This window comes from Bacillus cereus group sp. N11, assembly GCF_016483605.1.
GTDB lineage: Bacteria > Bacillota > Bacilli > Bacillales > Bacillaceae_G > Bacillus_A > Bacillus_A toyonensis.
The window spans coordinates 18,065-35,388 of sequence record NZ_JAEHBN010000003.1 but is presented as its reverse complement, the minus strand read 5'-3'; the positions used below and the strand labels follow the sequence as shown (position 1 = coordinate 35,388).

Genomic DNA, 17,324 nt, shown 5'->3' with positions numbered 1-17,324 from the left:
TCATAAATAAGTCATACTTGTTTCCCCCTTACACGCCCCTTTATATTTTTGTAATACACAATGAAAATCTCCCCTCCTCATTTATTGTTAATGCTTTAAAAACTGCTCTTTGATTCTAAGTTTTTTTATGTCACATACGGTAGTGTCAAAATGTCATTGTTTGTATGACATAACTATTAATACCGCTGTATCCCACTCAATTTTTGTTCTTCTTTATAAATATTACAAAAACTCACTACCTACCATGACTTGCCTCTTGCTACACTCTGTTCATACACTAACGAGCCGCTAACTCGTTGTGCTAACAAAAAATCCTAATTAAATAAAGGAGCGTACAAAAATGAAACAAGCAATTAACAAACTGGGGATTGTTGCAGTTCTTCTTTCTTATTCAACCATGATTTCTGCGTGTTCCCAACAATCATTAGAGGCTGAAAAATCAAAGCCATTGGCATCCGGAACTAATATCCAAATGCCGAAAGGACCTACTAATAAAAAAGAAATAGAATCTTTTGCTGATCCGTTATTTGAGGAAAAAATGAAGAAATATAATGTGAATGGTTCTAGTTTTGTCGTCGTTCATGATGGAAAGGTCGTTGTCAATAAAGGATATGGATATGCTGATAAAGAAAAGAAAATCCCCGTTACTAAGGACACGGTCTTTCAAATAGCTTCAGTCTCGAAAACTTTTACTGCTTTGGCTGTGATGCAGCAAGTCGATAAAGGAAAGCTTAAACTAGATCAAGACGTACAAAAATATCTTGGCGGATTACAAATACCTAATCAAACAGGAAAACCCCTTACCTTGTTTGATATGCTCACTTATACCAGCGGGGTAGATTCTCCCAATCTCACAACGATAACTGGACCTGAATACGTTAATAATAGTATACCGATGAAAGAATTCTTCTCTAAACATATGCCAACTGTAGTACGGCCACCAGGTGAAGTTTATACGTATGACAACGTCGCATTTGCGCTCGCAGGGTTTGCAGTAGAGAATGTTACTAGTACCCCCTTCTCGAAATATATGGAAAAGAATATTTTCAAACCATTAGACATGAAATCTACAAGTATGAGCTTAACGCCTGATCTTCTCGAAAGAATGGCTACACATTATGGTCCCACTGGCGATCCGATTCCAACAAGTAGGAACATAACGGATGCACCAGAAGGAGGCATTTTATCTACTGCAGAAGACATGTCAAAATACATGATTATGCAACTACAGAAAGGAAAGTTTAAAGACAAAGAAATTGTAAGTAAAAAAAGCATGGATATGATGCATGCCTATCAAGTTTTTGATGATAAGACGATTCCTGTTGCGACAATTGGATTTGAAACGCCTTTCAATGAATTTGCTAACGGTCAACACGTCGTAATGAAAGGGGGAAGTATGCCTGGACATCAATCACTGATGATTTTAGTGCCTGAACAAAAAACAGCATTCTTCATGTCTTACAATAATGATTCAACGATGAGTATAGACGTGTATGAAGCTCTCATGGATCACTATTTCCCTGCTAAGAAGGTGGAAAAAACTAAATATCTTTCGTTAGAGGAGAAAGAATCCCAGAAATATTTGGGCTTGTACCAAAACACACGTTTTGCTTCAATTCGCACCCACTTTACCTATGAAAATGGGAATTTGGTCATGGAAGGGGGATTATCCGGAAAACAAGTTCTCAAAATGATTCATCCGTTGTTATTTGAAGATTCGGAAGGCTACAAGGTTGCTTTCAAAAAAAATGCAGCTGGAGAAATCACATATTTTCACTACAGCTCTCCTAAAAGCCTAGATTTCATGGCTGATGCACAAAAAATTAACAACAAACCGTCCTTAGCAGATGTCCCGCAAATGAGTAACTATAGAAGTCATATCGATAATCTTTATGCTTTAAACATCATGGATGCTAAAGAAGGTAATTTATTCGATCCAATGGGTACTATGACACAAGGAGAGTTTGCGGATACGTTGTTACTTGCTCATGGATTTAACGGTTTTCCAGACGAATCCAAGGAGGCAAAGGCAAAAATTATGAATGGAATTCCAGAGTATAACCGTGCTACTCCGATTACCCGACAGGTCGCAGCAACCATGATTCAAAACGTTAAGCAAATTATAGACTTGAAACCGATTCAACCTGATAAAGCTATTAAAGTTAAATTACTCGATGCCGCAGATGACTGGGCAGTCCAATCGATTCAAGCACTTGCCTCCCAAGGAATTCTAGACCCTGATACTTCCATCAATGCTGATGGTTCCTTTATGTTCCGTCCGAAAGACCTGTTACTGCGTCAAGAGGCAAGTGCCTTGCTGGATATAGCTTTTGGCTATTATGCACTGCCTATCAAACGGTAGTAGATATTTTATTCTAGATTGAATCATAAAAAAATTGAATGCTAGTATCTTATCAATAACAAGCTAAAATAAAACAAGAAATTTTTAACTTTATAAGATTTGAAGCATGGCTCTATATTTGAAATTTTTGCTTTTAAAAAAGGAACCTATTAGGAAATTTGATAGGTTCCTTCCTTTAATTTAATAGGCGTTATACACTGTAAATATGTTGAGTTAAATCTCTAACCTCCTCTAAAACAATTTTCTTAAAAGATAGAATTCTTACATGCTTGTAAGGTAAATGTAAGACAATTCAATATGAGGACTATAATACTTTAGATTAAATTATATATAGCCAACAAACGAACAGGAGATAATAACTATGAGTATATTAACAGTCCGTAACTTAAGTAAAATTTATAATACAGGAAATATAGCTTATACAGCTCTTTCCAATATTGATTTGACAATACAAAAAGGAGAATTTGTAGGAATTATGGGAGCATCAGGAAGTGGCAAATCAACTTTACTGAATATGATTTCTACTATTGATGCACCAACATCAGGAGAAGTATTTATTAACGAAAAAAATCCCCATTGTTTATCTTCTAATGATTTAGCATTATTTAGACGCCGTGAACTAGGGTTTGTCTTTCAATCCTTTAACCTCATGAATACTCTAACTGTAAAAGAGAATATTGTTTTACCACTTACATTAGATAATGTAAGTTTGAATGAAATGAACAACAAAGTAGAAGTTATTTCTAAAAAACTTGGAATTGAACAGATTTTAGATAAAAGAACCTATGAAATTTCTGGAGGACAAGCTCAACGAACCGCCATTGCTCGTGCCCTCATTCATTCTCCTCAATTAATATTAGCAGATGAACCAACAGGAAATTTAGATTCAAAAGCGGCAAATGATGTGATGGAACTCCTAAAGAAATTAAATCAAGAACAACAAGTAACTATGATGCTAGTGACACATGATCCTGTAGCAGCGAGTTACTGTGATCGAGTAATCTTCATTACAGATGGATCTTTTTATAATGAAATTTATCGCGGTGACAAATGTTCGAAATTTCACAAAAACATCACAGATGTACTATCTTCACTAGGAGGTAATTAACATGAATTTTCGTCAGCTTGTATATAATAATGTCACTCGCAATAAACGATTATACCTTGGACATTTTTTGAGTAGTACATTTGCCGTGATGGTACTATTTACTTTTGAATTGCTTGCATTTCATCCTAATTTCACTGGTAATCTTGTATCGACCAGTGAGACCATGAGTTCTTTAAGTACAAAAGGATTTAAAATTGCTCAATATCTAATTATATTTTTCTCCTTCTTTTTCATTCTATATTCTATTACTATGTTTTTAAAAACAAGGAAAAAGGAATTTGGGATTTTATTACTCCATGGCATGTCTAACGCACAATTAAAAAAGCTAATTTTCATGGAAAATATGTTAATTGGATGTTCTGCAATTATTGTTGGGATTGGACTTGGATTAGTTTTTGGAAAACTAATCTTACTGATAAGTGGTTCCCTTTTCCTGTTAAAAGGTGGGCTTCCATTTTATTTTCCTGCTAAGGCAATTTTAATAACATCTCTTATGTTTTTTATTTTATTTATACTTGTCTCTTTTTTCACTGTACGGGTAATGAAAGTATCACAGCTAATTGAACTTATGAAATCCGAAGAAAAACCAAAAGCAGAACCAAAGTCATCTAAATGGCTAGCTTTCTTCTCAATTCTTTGTATTAGCATTGGATATATCTCGGCATTTTATTTAGATACAGCATTAAGAAAAGGAAATGAAATATACGTTCTGTTAATATGTGTTTTCTTAAGCGTATTAGGAACATACTTTTTATTTACTCAGCTCAGCTTTTATGTCATTACAATATTGAAAAATCGTCAATACACGTTCTTTAAAAAAACCAATATGTTAATGATTTCAGAGTTAACATATCGAATGACAGATAACGCAAGAACACTCTTTCTAGTAAGTATACTTTCCGCAGTTGCCTTTACCTCTATCGGTGCTTGTCTTTCTATTGGAAATGGCGCATTAGCGACAGTTAACAGCTCTTATGCATTCGAATATAAATCATTTAAAGGCAACAACGAGGAGGCATCTCATATTTCTCAAATAGAGAAACAATTACATAATGCTGGATTCTCATATAAATTAGTATCCTCTACTGGTTTTTATACAGACGGAGGAATATCAATAATGAAACTGACTGATTACAACACAACTGCCAAAACACTAGGATACCCGGTAGAAACGTTAAAAAAGGAAACAGACAGTCTAATCCTTCCATCAAAAATGTATCTGAGAGCGGCTTCTCAAGAGGAATTAAAGAAAATGTCTTCATCACTTACACTAGAACAGGATAATAAACATTTTAATCTTTCGAGGAACAAAATATTAATAAATAATATTATCAGCCCATCTTCTCACTTTTCTGTCGTCGTTTCGGATTCAATGTACGAAACAATAATAAATACACAGCAATTAGCAGAAGTAAAGACCGATTCGCATATAGACTATCGTTTTTTAATTAAAAATATGTATGAAACAGGAGATGTGGCTAAACAACTTGCGAAGATAATTTCAAATGATTATAGGAGCGGACGTCCGCCTTTTATATTTGATAGCCCGGTGTTAAAATGGTTAGAAGGCAAACAAGTGAATGCGATACTATCTATTCTTAGTGTACTAGTAGGAGTTGTATTTTTTATTTTTGCAATTAGTTTCTTATACTTCCGTTTATTCACAGATTTAGAACGAGATAAAAGCCAATTTCAAATGCTTTCTAAATTAGGGTTAACTAAAAGAGAGTTAAAAAAAATTGTAACCCAACAAATTAGCATATTATTTTTTATACCTATCGTGATTTCAGTTCTTCACAGTAGCATGGCCTTCTTGGCAATAAGGGCTTTAGCGCAGAGCAGGCACATAGACTTACCTATTGCAGGAAATTCTATTCTCATATTCACGAGCTTTATTAGTGTACAAATAATTTACTACCTTATTATTAGAAGAAGTTATTTACGTCAAATACTTCATTCCATAAATTAAAGTGGAAAATGAGAGAAATGCTGGTGGTATTCCGTATATATACCTCCTACTTAAAGTCACCTTTTTAGTGAGCTAATTAAATTCTTTGTTTTACTAATGGAGTAGCACCACATCTCTATCCAGCTAAGAAAACAAAATTCCTCCTAATATGAACAAAAGCCGATACCCTTAATTTATAGGGAAATCGGCTTTTTCTTTATAAAAATTTTTCTTAGCTTCCTTTACATTAAAGGACTAGTTTGTATATTTGAGGAGATGTGCGAGACAGGTTTACATTTAGAATAATCTAATATTTTCCATTCGAATATGATAGAATAGAAGTATATCCAAAATGGAGGAATAGCAAATGAACTCAAACACAAAGCAGTTTATTTATGATATCCAGCAAAGAAAGAACAATTATATAGAAAATGCTTTAATAGCAATACAACATCCTAAAAAAGAGCAATCTGAACAGGTCATTCAAAATATAGTAGAGAAGATGGATATGATGATTAGTCTAGTTACTACGTACATGAGGATTGAATCAGGATCTACGGAAGAATTAAAAGAACTTCAGAAAGAAATTATCCATGCTCAAGCCTATATCCAAAAAAGAAAATTTGAAGAAACACAGAGATAAAACCCTGTGTTTTTATTTGGACATCTATGAAACCAATTTGTTATAAATCAAATTAGATGTAATTTAATCATTGTTTTGGCATAATCCATACAATTTGTTGAATTCGTACAATATATGGTACCGTATCTTCAATTAGCAAATGATCTGGTTTCACATCCTTTAACTTTCCTCTTACATTACCTCTTACAGTTTCAATAACCACATGTTTACCAATTACCGATTGTAATGTCTGATATACGTAGGGATTAGGTACACTTACCATATTTTGTTCACTCAAGTCATTTCCCTCCAAATAACTCAATCTATAAAACTCCTTTCTAACCTACATTCTTTCTCTTAATATATGATATAAATCTTATAAATATGCTAGAAGGATAATTCATTATAGGAACAAAAATAACATTTTAATAAAGTCGTTTTCTATTCCTAGATTACTATTTTTTTTATACGGTTACTTTTGTTAGTTAATAGGTGATGATATAGGGATATTTTGAATGTACATTTAGGTTGTTCTTTTCAAGATATGTGTCATTTTAAATACGCCCTTTGTTAGCATACTGCTCATACTTTTTTTGAGATTCTTTCGTAATACGTGCGTTAAGTAAAATTGCTAACAATAAAAACAATCCATATTTTCCTCATGTAGCTCCTATGATAATCACACTACTACAAACAAGAGCAATTAATAGGATAAACGAAACTAAATAAATACGATCATAATTTTTTGACATCTTCTCGTATTTTATGAGTTCTTTCCTTGCATCCATCTAAATTCCTCCTTTAAATTATCCGTTTCACTATAAGATAAATCCCGCTCTTAAAAAGAAAACAATCTATCGTTTCAAATACTTAGAAGGGGAATTACCCCGCTTATATTCTGAAATCTCTACTCATTAACGTAAATCAGCTTTCCCTTTAAAACGACCAAATCGATCCCGTATTTTTTTCAATCTTGTGTGGTATTCCAAAATCTCAATTCTTGCTTTTTCGGCTAAAGGTGCAATTGGTCGTAAGTCTTTTAACCCCCAATAATCAACCACTACATCAAGTACTTGATCAAAATATTGTAGTGGTCCATAATTCGCTTCTTTTGCAATCACAGCCATTCTATTTTCAAAATCGGGCATGACGGCACCTGGCATTTTAAAATTCTTAATCACATTGGCAATATGATAGCAATAATTAGGTTCCAATTCTAAATGTGTTCGAATCACGTCTCGATAAAACGCATAATGAAGAGTTTCATCTTTTGCAAGACGGCGTAATAATGTAGCAAGATCTGGATCATGCTTACTTGCAACCTTAGCAACATTATTGTAAAATACCATCGTTGCAAGTTCTTGTAGCGTTGTATACGTCATGGCTTCGATTGGTGTATGAAAATCTGGCTCAAATCCACTCTCAACGACTGACTTTCTTAATTCATGTATTCGTTTAGGATTCACACTTCGAGTGAGTAATAAATATGTCTCTAATAAATTCGAATGTTGATCCTCTTCTGAAGTCCATGTGTGAATAAAGTCCGTAATAACAGAAAGGGATCCTTTAAAAGTTGCAGATAAATATGTGGTAAACCATGGTAAATTCACTTCTGTTAATAAAGCTGTTTCAATGGCTGTAATTACACCAAAAGGAAGAGTAACTTGACTTTCATCCCAAGGAACTCTTTTAAAGTCCATTCCCTTATCCCATGGTAAAAACTCATGATAACCCCAGTCTATCTTCTGAGCTCTTATTTTATGTTGTTCATACAGTTCTTTTAAACGTGGTTCTAATCGGAAATCTAAATCATTTGTTAGCATCTATAAGTTCCCCCTTTTCTTATCATATAAATTGTCATTCTATTTTTACTCTTAAAATTTTCTACAAATAAATATTACGTTCCTTTTTTAAAGTCAAACATAATAAATTTGTAACAAAATTCTTTAAGAGCGCTATATTTTTATAGGATTTTTTTATATCAAAAGGGGGACCGTTACATATATTTTCTTTTTTATAAAATAGATACTAAGGCATACAATATTTTAGTTAGCCTAAATAAAAAACTAACCCCAGTAAATATAGAATAACATTCATGGCTGAAGATACTCGTCATGTTGTAAATCTTGGTGAGTGTAAAAAGGTGCATGCCTATAAAGAATCGTTTTATAATAATGATTGATAGTATTTTATACACACTATCAACTTATTTAGATGTAAGATCCAATATATTAGATTAAGCGCTTGAAAAACAAATACAGTTGATGAGATAGCCTTAAACGACAATTCCTAACAAGATCAATGTACATTGGCTATGGATGAGTTAGACCAAATTTTGTGAAACGGTATAACAACACAAAGGGAAGAGGCGATAAACATGCAGTCAACGGAAGCGCATATGAAGGAAAAACAACGTAGAGAAAAAATAGAAATTATATTTAGTCACATGGTAAAAGGAGAGAGTTATTTTCACGGCTCTTCCTATCAATGGAAAAATATTGTATATCAAAATTATAATAAAATACAACAAAAAGAGTTGGAAGTTGAACAACTCATTTCGAAAATGGAAAAAGCAGGGGTTCGTTTTACGCAGCACCGTTCACTCATACACTATCCCGTCATTGATTTTGTAAAATATATAGCTAAGATTTATAAGGAGCCCCTCGAAATACAATAATCATATTTAAAATAAACCTTTATAAAAGGTTTATTTCCGAAGATTTTTAACTAAAACCATAAAAAATCATTGCAATATTCTTTTTATTCACAATACTATTCGTTTTTGTTATAATATCAACCATAACGTATTATATTCGTTTGTATACCTTCATATTTTGGGAATTTTATTACACAAATAGACAACTCTTAATTGGAGTTGTCTTTTATTTTTTTCGATATACATAATACTATTCTGATGCAAATACTTCAAGATTCTTACAACCAGAGAAAAAGTAGGATTTCTCATAGTAGAGATGCTACTTTATTTCCTCATATTCCTTCATTATTTTATAAAACGTAATTTTCTTTAGCTCTAGCATTTCCATAATAGCTGTTGATAGCGACGGGGATAGTACCAATTGCTCATCAACTTAAGAGTTTGAAAGTACCCCATACCCATCAAGCTAAGATTCTAAAGTACCCCCAAACGAAAAATTTACTTATCTACAATTAGTTATGAAGATCCAGCTTATTTTGTACATCTAGCGGTTTATTCTTTGGTCCTTGTCTTACATTTGTATATAAATAAAGTAAGCTCCATACAAAAACACCTCTAATTCCCATTATGTATAGGAAATCAGAGGTGTTTTTCAGTATATAAAACTTCGATTGTTATATCATCACTTATTTTTTGAATAACGGTGCTATTTTGTCAATGCGGTTTGTCCAAATTCCACCTGTATAATCGTCAGGAAGGCGTTTTATATCTTCAGACGAATCAAATCCACTTGAAAACCCAAGCCCATTCCCTCCTACAACGATAACTCGAGTATCTGCTTTATCCATTCGATTAAGAAAACGATTTGGCCATCCCCAAAGCCAAGGAGCTACTTTATCTGGTATATGTAACTCTCCATGCTCCATGCTTGAAGGTATGTAGCCAGTCCATCCTATCGCAAGATAAGTCAGAAGATCCTTTTTCATGGTTGCTTTTGACATTGTTCGTAAACTAGGGAGACGATCTTTTATCGCATCAATGGGTTTATCGCCGCCATATACAGTTAGTTGATCAAGGCGTTTCGCTGGAAGTTTCTTGAGGTAAGAAACCAATTGGATTCCCTCATTTTCATCATCACTTTTAATATGAATAAGAAAAGAACGATCTGGAAAATGGTTAAGTACTTCATCAAGTGTTGGCATAAGATTAATCCCTTTACCACGAAATGGGAACGTTTTACCCCCATCAGCTGTATAACCGTAACCAATATCAAGTGCTTGTAATTCTTTTGTTGTAAAATCTCTTGTAACACCTTTTCCATTAGTACGGCAATCAAGAGTCCAGTCATGAAAAATAACAAAATTTTCATCTTTAGTTGGTTGAACATCAAACTCTACTAGATCTGCTCCAGCTTTAAATGCCGCTTCCATAGATGGAATTGTATTTTCTAAATAAGGATGTTCAGGTTTATGTATACTTTCTGCTGTACATGTATCACCCTCGATCCCTTCCATGCTAAATGTTTGCGAAAGTCCTCGGTGAGCAAGAAGAAGAGGAGTTCCATCGTCCCTCTTAGCAAAAAAAGAACTGTTATTTACATAAACAAATACGAAAAGGATAAGAATTATCCAAGTCGTTTTGCGTTTTAGTAAGCTTTTTAGTTTGTTCATTGTATTCTCCTCTTAAATATTGGTTGAAATGCTTTAAATAATTTTCGGCATTTAAATACTGGTAAATATTACAGCCTATCTTATTTTTTTAAATGGATATAATTGTTAATTAAAGGCTGGTAATTTGATATAAAACGGGAGCGATAGAAATCAATTTAATAATTACTCAACCTTCAGTAAGAATAGTGTTGAAAGATTTCTGTGAGAATTTAATATAAATGGGTATATGTGATATCCTATTATTTAAAAATTAATTTACTATATTTATATTACCTGACAGTATCTTAATCACCTTATTGGGGGATTAGAGGACGTCTAAATAAAACTGGATAATAAATTAACATCATACCTACAAATGAGCAAACTAAATAAAAAATTGCCTCGTATTTTATTAATAGAGAAGAGTTATTATTAAGCTTTTTTTCATCTTTTATATATAGTATTTTAAATAAAGCTCTATATAATAAATACCCAATAATTGCTCCCAAGGTGTTCATAGATAAATCATCAATATCTGTAATTCTATTATCTAGCAATTGACCTAACTCAATAGCCAATGAAAAACCGAATCCAGCATAGGCAGTATTTTTTATTGTTCTAAACTGCGGCCAAATAGTCGGCAATAAAAAACCTAATGGCATAAACAGTAAAATATTTAAGACATAAGTAGCCATACCTTCAGAAGCAAATGGAATCAAGTTAATTTGATTTGCGCGAATTAATGTTTCGTATCTCCCTATGTCCCATATAGTCCCTATCTGCGTCACCTTATACACTAGTGAAAGGTAGAATAGAAAAACATACACCCATAGAAAATGCTGAATAGATATATTTTTTTTCGTTTTAAAATAAAATCCAATTTGAAACACTATACAAAAAATAATAGTAAAAAAATAAGTATATAAATAATTAATCAAAACTCCTGAATGCATATAGAAACTCCTAACTTTACATTTTAATCTATAAATTTGTCATTTTAGAATATAATTCAAGAACGGGTGGTCACAATCACCCCATCTATATTATTTCTAGATATTTCATAAAATTCATTTGCTGGTATTTCAACGTCAATTGTCTTGTTTTGAAAAAAGGGATATTATGAAATCGTATATTTTTCCCCATCAATACTTGCTGAAATGCTCTCTTCTTCTTTTAAATAATCCAGGTATTCTTCCTTCTTGCATAATCGCACTGTGAGGCAAACCGACATAGCGAATATGCCAAGGTTCATATTGAACTCCTGTAACATCCGTTTTATCCGAGGGATCGCGTAAGATAAAGCCGTATCTCCAAGCATTTTTTTCTATCCACTTTGCTCATCAAAGTCACGATATCCACTATTAATACAAAATTGACTAACCCCTTCCTTTACAGCATCATTGACCATCTCTGAAAATTTTTGTGCTATTCCTTTTGACAGATAAATATCCGTATTAAGCACCCCGTATCCATTTATCAATTCAATATGGTTAGATAAATTTACAATATCTGATTTTACACTCTCTTGGCGAATAGGGTATGTACTGTTGATTAAGAGCAGATTTCCTTGATAGATCTGTTCTTTTGCAATCTCTTTCTTTTGGATATTTAAGGTGGTCCCTATATTATCTTTGTGATTTTGATCATATTTTTGAATCTCTATTTTATCCTGAAAAAAATAGTTCTTTATTAATGAAGGTAAAACCTAAGCACAATAAACCTAACAATAAGAAACCCCACTTCTTCATTTTCAGTTTCCTCCTTAAGTGAGCTGCTTGATGATAATCCCGCACTGGGTCAGCGCGGGAGATTTCGGGTATGTAGCTCTTAACGATTGCTTTCTGAAGGGCGATGCTAAACGTTGCTGCCCCACTCAGTGTGTGTGCAGGAACATTCAAAACAGCAGATTGCTCATTTGACACAAGTCGCAGCCCGACGCGGTAGTGAGTTTGCCATTTGTCACCGTAAGACCCATCTTCTTTTTAGGGAATATGCTTGTCCGCACGGTGTACAAGTCGCCAAAAGGAATATTTGTATCTCTCTTTTTCTAAACATGTGAGCTATTTTAATCCACGTATAACTTATCATATCCTTCTTTGACGAAACAAAAAAAGCTCGTTCTTACGCTTTAAGTCTACCGCATAAGAACGAGCCATTTTTTAATATTAAATTGTTAATTTCTTAAGAAAAAGTAGAGATGACCTTAAGATTTTCTTAAGAAACAAGGTTTATTTCTTAGGAACACCCTTTATCAACCAAGTCTGGGAAGACCGGAAGCTCTACCGTGAACATCGTGAAATTATCATTACTTTCCGCGTAAATCTGTCCGCCATGTTGAACAATGATTTCTTTTGCAATCGCCAATCCAAGTCCCGCGCCGCCCGTATTAGAAGAACGGGCATCATCCAACCTGTAAAATTTTTCAAATATGGTAGCGAGCTTATCTTTGGGGATGTTTCCGGCGTTCTTGAAAACGATGGATACCACATCCCTGGAAAGGCCCGCCGTAATTTCAATGACGCTGTTGTCCTTGCTGTATGCAGCGGCGTTTTTTAAAATGTTGTTAAAAACCCTCGCCAACTTATCAGGGTCACCGAATACGGTCAAATCCTCGGAAGCATGGATGACCACCTGTTTTCCATTCGCGGCAAGCAGTGGATAAAATTCATCAGTCATCTGCACCAGCATATAGTATAGGTCTATATGTTTTTTCATGAGCGTAATCGTTTGGAGGTTATATCGCGTAATCTCAAAAAACTCGTCGATTAATTGTTCGAGGCGATACGCTTTGTCTAACGTGATATGTACATACTTTGCTTTTTGCTCTCTCGGCATGTCTGGTGCCTCATCAAGCAGGATTAGATAACCGATAACGGATGTAAGGGGCGTTTTAATATCGTGCGCCAAGTACATAACAACTTCATTTTTTCTTTGTTCGGCCATCTTTGCATCATGCTCTCGTTTCTCAAGAGTCCGCTTTAATGTGTTGAGCTTCTGTTCCATGAACTCCATTTCCGCAGAAAGCTCAATTTGTTTATCTTCGTTCTGAATAAGTATATCGATACCGGTATTTATCTCGTCAAAGTATTTTGCAAATTTTAAAAGCATGACGCGACATAGAATAAGAATACTAATGGCAACTGCCACATAAATAAAGATTTCTATATTGTTCCGTATAGTATACTGATAAATTATCATCGCGTCCCAGCGCTCTAAGTGATAACTGTTTTCCAAAAAACTTACGATCCACTCCCCAAGTGTCCCCTGGATAAATAGACGCAAAAACAACACGAACACAACTGCTGCCATAACAATCCCAAAGATATACAGATAGAGTTTTCGTTTTAGTTTGGAATAATCGATTTTTATATTCTTATTTTTATGTTTCAATTTTATAGCCAATCCCCCATACCGTTTTTATATACTTTGGATTATCAATGGTGTCGTTCATTTTTTCACGCAGATGTCGGATATGCACGGTGATGGTGTTATTGCTCTTGCTGAAATATTCGTCACCCCATATCTCATGAAATAGCTGCTCAGAGCTTACCACATTCCCCTTGTTTTCACAGAGGATGCGTAGGATTGAAAACTCGGTGGGAGTGAGGGATAACGGCTTCTCGTTCAGAGAACACTCATGCGTGCTTATATTAATGACAAGGCCAGAGTGGACGATAACATTTTTGTTCTGTGTCGTTACTCCATTGTATTTTTTGTATCGGCGTAACTGCGCCTTGACTCGCGCAATTAACTCTAGTGGTCGAAAGGGCTTCGTAATATAATCGTCCGCGCCGATTGTTAGCCCTGTGATTTTATCTATCTCCGTATTTTTCGCCGTCAACATGATAATTGGATAGGTGTGCTTGTCCCTTATTTTTTGACAGATAGTGAGACCGCTTGCATCGGGGAGCATGATGTCCAATATAGCAATGTCAAGCTCAGTCTTATCTATACATTCCAACGCTTCTTTGGCGGTATAGTATTTGAAAACCGTATAATTCTCGTTTTTCAAGTATAGCTCAACCAAATCGGCGATTTCGCGTTCATCTTCTACGACAAGTATTTTATCGCTCATAAATATCAATCCTCCTTTATAAATTTGCTTTTCTCAATCGGAATCTTTTCCAAATAACGAGCCTATCATACCTACCACTTCAAGTAAAGTCCTATCTGAGTACATAGACACAGCCGGTTACACAGAATAGATTTTCGGATTTAACTTTAATCCAAGGATAATAGATCTATCGAACTCAAAATTTAAAGCCCTATCCCTATCAACATAACAAAACAAAGTGTCCTTCTAAAATGAAAAAACATGCTAATCTTTCTGTAGAATCATAGGAAAGGTTAACGTCTTTTTTGCTTTATGGATAGTGTAAAACCTTGGATTGATAGTGATGTGATGCTACCCCATTGCTATCAATCTAACAAAATAAAATGCCCCCTAAAATGAAAAAATCCACTAATCTTTCTGTAGAATCATAAGAAGGGATGGCGTTTTTATGTCTGTGTCTGACGAATTACAACTATTTGCTCAAGAGATTCAAAGTTTTTCACCTCCAAATACCTTACGGAATCTTGCTAGAGATATTGGGTTTATACGACGAACCAGTAAGTACCAAGCAAAAGATTTAACAGCTTTATGTGTATGAGTGAGCCAAAATGTAGCTATGACTTCTTTAACTCAGTTATCTAGCTATTTAGAAGCATCAACAGAAGTACCCATCTGCCCTGAGGGACTGAATCAATGGTTTAATAAAACGGCCGTCCAACTTTTACAACACCTACTAGCCGAACTACTAAGCAAAAAATGACCTCGTCTATGCCGATTTCTTCTCCATACACTTCTGTTTTCAAGCGGATTCGTATTTTAGATTCAACTACATGCTCCTAATTAATTTAATGTATTGGATAATAATACCGATATCTACCTAATTGGCTAGATTATAATGGGACCGTACGCCTAATTATTATAAACAGGCTTTCTATATGCTAACCTTTTCTACCACTTTTATTTGACGATACTAAGGCTTCCACATTGCTTCTTTTACTGCAATCTTGATATCGTTATCACTTAAGTTCTCTCTAGCAATACCTCCTGCAACTGCTTCAGTAGCTGCTGCGAACATTCCATCTATCATAACGCTTGCACGTACAACAATTGTTCCAAGTCCTAGTTCTGGGAAAAAGAAAGCACCAGCATTATCCTTCCATTTTATATGCTTATCTAAACTTTATGGAAATAAAAAGAATAAACTAACTGTTAAATTGGATGCTGGATATAAGGGATATTCCAAGGGCACTCCATTTTAGTTTCCGAGGAAACTAAAATGGAGTATAATTATATATGTACAATAAATATCGTTTACAAATTTATTATTGTACACATTTTTGCATTAGCTCTTAATTACGAAAATAAATGGAGGGCATGAAATGGAAAATTATTATGATGTAGCGGTAATTGGTGGTGGTCCAGTTGGACTTATGACAGCATGTGAATTAGCTATTCAAGGCGTAAAAGTTGTCGTTTTAGAGAGAAGGTTAAATCGGATACGAAATTCTAGAGCACTCACACTTCACCCCCGCTCCTTAGAATTAATGGCTATGAGAGGTATTGAAAATCGATTTTTATCTAGAGGGAAGAAATCAGATACAAGCCATTTTGCTGCCCTAGATACAAGATTAAACTTTAAAAATTTAGATACTGATTTTCCATATACGCTTTTTATTCCCCAATCTATTACAGAAGAAATATTAGAAGAGCGTGCATTGGAATTAGGTGTAGACATTAAACGTGGTCATACTTTAAAAAATTTAAAACAGTATGATACATTCGTACAACTAGAAATAGAGCAAAGAGAAACAATATATAAAATAGAAGTTCCTTATGTAGTAGGCGCTGATGGCGCAAGAAGCGTAGTTCGTGAGTTATCACATATATCGTTTAATGGAACAGATACAACAACAACTGCTATATTGGGTGATGTCATTTTAGAAAATGTACCAGATAATCCATTTTTATCTACATCTAATATAAATGGGATAATAATGATGGTACCTATTGCACGTGATGTATTTCGTTTTGCAATTGTAGATCCTAAGAATCAGACAAAACCTGTTCATGTTGCTGTCACAGAAAAAGAGCTTATAGATAGTATTTATAACATTACAGGTGAACATATTCGAATTAAGAGCTCAATATGGCTTTCTCGTTTTGGAAATGCAACAAAACTAGCGAATACTTATCAATATAAGCGTGTATTCTTGGCAGGTGATGCGGCGCATATTCATTTCCCTGCAGGAGGACAAGGCTTAAATGTAGGTTTACAAGACGCTTTTAATTTAGGATGGAAATTGGGACTCGCTATAAAACAAAAAAAATATGAAAGCCTATTAGAAAGTTATCATATTGAACGACATGCTGTGGGAAGACAATTTTTCAAGGAAGTACAAGCGCAAGAACAATTAATGATAAACTTCTCAAATGCAGGTATAGAGTTAAGAGAGTTATTCTCGCATTTACTCACATACCCAGAGGTGAATCAAGATTTAGCTGAAAGAGTAAGTGGCTTAGGGGTTATATATTCCTCTATGCATACGAAAGAAAGGCACCCATTTACAGGGGAAAGATGTATAAATCTTACTATTTCTTCTCAAAATAAGAAAACTTATAAACTCTTTGAATTGATGCAAGATGGTAAATATATTTTATTAATACATCCGTCTTATAAAGAAGAAATAGATAAAATGAACATTAATTCGCACATAAAGGTGGTTGTAGGAGAAACACAGGATTCTCAGTTAAAAAATATGGATGTCATTTTAATTCGCCCCGATGGTCACATAGCTTACATTGAGTATGACAAAAGAGATTACTGTAAAGATTTAGAAATAAAATTAGATAATTTTTAAAAAATCCTATTTATTAGCATAGATGGTTTTATACTAAACTATTTATAGCATGAATCAAGAAAATTTT

General features: G+C 34.0%; 12 protein-coding genes and 4 pseudogenes. 7 read left to right on the top strand and 9 right to left on the bottom strand.

What is annotated here, in order from left to right:
• The first annotated feature begins 340 nt into the window (after nucleotides 1-340).
• The 4 genes from JDS98_RS06490 to JDS98_RS06475 all read left to right on the top strand — a co-directional run bounded on the left by JDS98_RS06490 (nucleotide 341) and on the right by JDS98_RS06475 (nucleotide 6,061).
• Complete coding sequence (locus JDS98_RS06490) at nucleotides 341-2,362, top strand: serine hydrolase domain-containing protein (protein ID WP_199633655.1); 2,022 nt, start codon at nucleotides 341-343, stop codon at nucleotides 2,360-2,362.
• Nucleotides 2,363-2,723: 361 nt separating this feature from the next.
• Nucleotides 2,724-3,470 (top strand): ABC transporter ATP-binding protein, encoded by a 747-nt coding sequence (locus tag JDS98_RS06485; RefSeq protein ID WP_097957887.1) that lies wholly within the window; start codon nucleotides 2,724-2,726, stop codon nucleotides 3,468-3,470.
• 1 nt (nucleotide 3,471) lies between these two features.
• The gene (locus JDS98_RS06480) at nucleotides 3,472-5,439 is read left to right on the top strand and encodes an ABC transporter permease (RefSeq protein WP_098711804.1); all 1,968 of its coding nucleotides are present in this window, start codon (nucleotides 3,472-3,474) and stop codon (nucleotides 5,437-5,439) included.
• Nucleotides 5,440-5,785: 346 nt separating this feature from the next.
• Nucleotides 5,786-6,061, top strand: a complete 276-nt coding sequence (locus JDS98_RS06475) for a hypothetical protein (protein WP_001087712.1) — start codon at nucleotides 5,786-5,788, stop codon at nucleotides 6,059-6,061.
• Between the two features lie 67 nt (nucleotides 6,062-6,128).
• On the opposite strand, the gene JDS98_RS06470 is transcribed toward JDS98_RS06475, so the two are convergent.
• From JDS98_RS06470 to JDS98_RS06460, 3 genes and pseudogenes are all read right to left on the bottom strand, one after another.
• Nucleotides 6,129-6,362 carry a YuzF family protein gene (locus JDS98_RS06470; RefSeq protein ID WP_000120820.1) on the bottom strand — a complete coding sequence of 78 codons (234 nt, stop codon included), beginning with the start codon at nucleotides 6,360-6,362 and terminating at the stop codon, nucleotides 6,129-6,131.
• 232 nt (nucleotides 6,363-6,594) lie between these two features.
• Nucleotides 6,595-6,828: pseudogene (locus JDS98_RS06465) on the bottom strand (hypothetical protein).
• 126 nt (nucleotides 6,829-6,954) lie between these two features.
• Nucleotides 6,955-7,863: an acyl-ACP desaturase gene (locus JDS98_RS06460; protein ID WP_098001696.1), complete on the bottom strand. Its 909-nt coding sequence runs from the start codon at nucleotides 7,861-7,863 to the stop codon at nucleotides 6,955-6,957.
• 554 nt (nucleotides 7,864-8,417) lie between these two features.
• Between JDS98_RS06460 and JDS98_RS06455 the strand changes: the two genes are divergently transcribed.
• Complete coding sequence (locus tag JDS98_RS06455) at nucleotides 8,418-8,717, top strand: hypothetical protein (RefSeq protein ID WP_097957881.1); 300 nt, start codon at nucleotides 8,418-8,420, stop codon at nucleotides 8,715-8,717.
• 665 nt (nucleotides 8,718-9,382) lie between these two features.
• On the opposite strand, the gene JDS98_RS06450 is transcribed toward JDS98_RS06455, so the two are convergent.
• The 5 genes and pseudogenes from JDS98_RS06450 to vanR-A form a co-directional block, all read right to left on the bottom strand.
• On the bottom strand, nucleotides 9,383-10,366 hold the full coding sequence (locus tag JDS98_RS06450; protein WP_199633654.1) for a glycerophosphodiester phosphodiesterase family protein: 984 nt from the start codon (nucleotides 10,364-10,366) through the stop codon (nucleotides 9,383-9,385).
• 293 nt (nucleotides 10,367-10,659) lie between these two features.
• Nucleotides 10,660-11,298: a VanZ family protein gene (locus tag JDS98_RS06445; RefSeq protein ID WP_097957877.1), complete on the bottom strand. Its 639-nt coding sequence runs from the start codon at nucleotides 11,296-11,298 to the stop codon at nucleotides 10,660-10,662.
• Nucleotides 11,299-11,354: 56 nt separating this feature from the next.
• Nucleotides 11,355-12,093 (bottom strand): annotated as a pseudogene (locus JDS98_RS06440) (M15 family metallopeptidase).
• A gap of 487 nt (nucleotides 12,094-12,580) precedes the next feature.
• Nucleotides 12,581-13,747: a vancomycin resistance histidine kinase VanS gene (gene vanS / locus JDS98_RS06435; protein ID WP_098711780.1), complete on the bottom strand. Its 1,167-nt coding sequence runs from the start codon at nucleotides 13,745-13,747 to the stop codon at nucleotides 12,581-12,583.
• A complete protein-coding gene (vanR-A, locus tag JDS98_RS06430) occupies nucleotides 13,725-14,420 on the bottom strand; it encodes a vancomycin resistance response regulator transcription factor VanR-A (RefSeq protein ID WP_097957873.1) in 696 nt (231 codons plus the stop codon). Before vanR-A ends, vanS begins: the two co-directional genes overlap by 23 nt.
• Before the next feature lie 427 nt (nucleotides 14,421-14,847).
• Between vanR-A and JDS98_RS06425 the strand changes: the two are divergent.
• Nucleotides 14,848-15,227: pseudogene (locus tag JDS98_RS06425) on the top strand (IS4 family transposase); the annotation flags it as partial.
• Nucleotides 15,228-15,369: 142 nt separating this feature from the next.
• Here JDS98_RS06425 and JDS98_RS06420 read toward each other — a convergent pair.
• Nucleotides 15,370-15,540, bottom strand: a pseudogene (locus JDS98_RS06420) (malic enzyme-like NAD(P)-binding protein); the annotation flags it as partial.
• Nucleotides 15,541-15,778: 238 nt separating this feature from the next.
• On the opposite strand from JDS98_RS06420, the gene JDS98_RS06415 reads away from it, so the two are divergent.
• Nucleotides 15,779-17,257 carry an FAD-dependent oxidoreductase gene (locus JDS98_RS06415; protein ID WP_199633653.1) on the top strand — a complete coding sequence of 493 codons (1,479 nt, stop codon included), beginning with the start codon at nucleotides 15,779-15,781 and terminating at the stop codon, nucleotides 17,255-17,257.
• Nucleotides 17,258-17,324: the final 67 nt, after the last annotated feature.

Bases quoted from the DNA above. Each gene is read 5' to 3' on its own strand.
- JDS98_RS06490 (WP_199633655.1), top strand. From the start codon at position 341: ATGAAACAAGCAATTAACAAACTGGGGATTGTTGCAGTTCTTCTTTCT.
- JDS98_RS06485 (WP_097957887.1), top strand. From the start codon at position 2,724: ATGAGTATATTAACAGTCCGTAACTTAAGTAAAATTTATAATACAGGA.
- JDS98_RS06480 (WP_098711804.1), top strand. From the start codon at position 3,472: ATGAATTTTCGTCAGCTTGTATATAATAATGTCACTCGCAATAAACGA.
- JDS98_RS06475 (WP_001087712.1), top strand. From the start codon at position 5,786: ATGAACTCAAACACAAAGCAGTTTATTTATGATATCCAGCAAAGAAAG.
- JDS98_RS06460 (WP_098001696.1), bottom strand. From the start codon at position 7,863: ATGCTAACAAATGATTTAGATTTCCGATTAGAACCACGTTTAAAAGAA.
- JDS98_RS06455 (WP_097957881.1), top strand. From the start codon at position 8,418: ATGCAGTCAACGGAAGCGCATATGAAGGAAAAACAACGTAGAGAAAAA.
- JDS98_RS06450 (WP_199633654.1), bottom strand. From the start codon at position 10,366: ATGAACAAACTAAAAAGCTTACTAAAACGCAAAACGACTTGGATAATT.
- JDS98_RS06445 (WP_097957877.1), bottom strand. From the start codon at position 11,298: ATGCATTCAGGAGTTTTGATTAATTATTTATATACTTATTTTTTTACT.
- vanR-A (WP_097957873.1), bottom strand. From the start codon at position 14,420: ATGAGCGATAAAATACTTGTCGTAGAAGATGAACGCGAAATCGCCGAT.
- JDS98_RS06415 (WP_199633653.1), top strand. From the start codon at position 15,779: ATGGAAAATTATTATGATGTAGCGGTAATTGGTGGTGGTCCAGTTGGA.